Here is a 310-nt window from a genome sequence, read left to right as displayed (position 1 = left end):
TTTGTATAAAACGTTTCTCGTACTAATCGCTGCAATTGTAATCAGTGTGATTGTATTCTTCTTTGTCATGAAGGCAATTATAAACCCGATTAAAGCGCTTAAGGATAGTGCAGTAACGATAAGTAAGGGCGATTTAACTGAAAAAGTGACAGTAAAATCTCATGACGAGATTGGACAGCTAGGGCAAGCCTTTAACGATATGCAAGACAGTTTAAGAACGCTTATTCAAAAAATTGAACAAAATGCCGAAGAGGTAGCTTCGTCGGCAGAAGAGTTAACAGCCAATGCTAACCAAACGAGCATTGCTACA

The 310-nt window shown here is 38.4% G+C and carries 1 protein-coding gene; it reads left to right on the top strand.

From position 1 onward, the window contains the following. Window positions 1-310, top strand: a 310-nt coding sequence (locus tag PVA17_RS25170) for a HAMP domain-containing protein (RefSeq protein WP_274069387.1), incomplete at both ends; no start/stop codon positions are given.

Source organism: Lysinibacillus sp. CNPSo 3705 (assembly GCF_028674935.1).
Classification (GTDB): domain Bacteria; phylum Bacillota; class Bacilli; order Bacillales_A; family Planococcaceae; genus Lysinibacillus.
The sequence above is the reverse complement of the archived record's forward strand: the minus strand, read 5'-3'. Positions and strand labels throughout refer to the sequence as shown.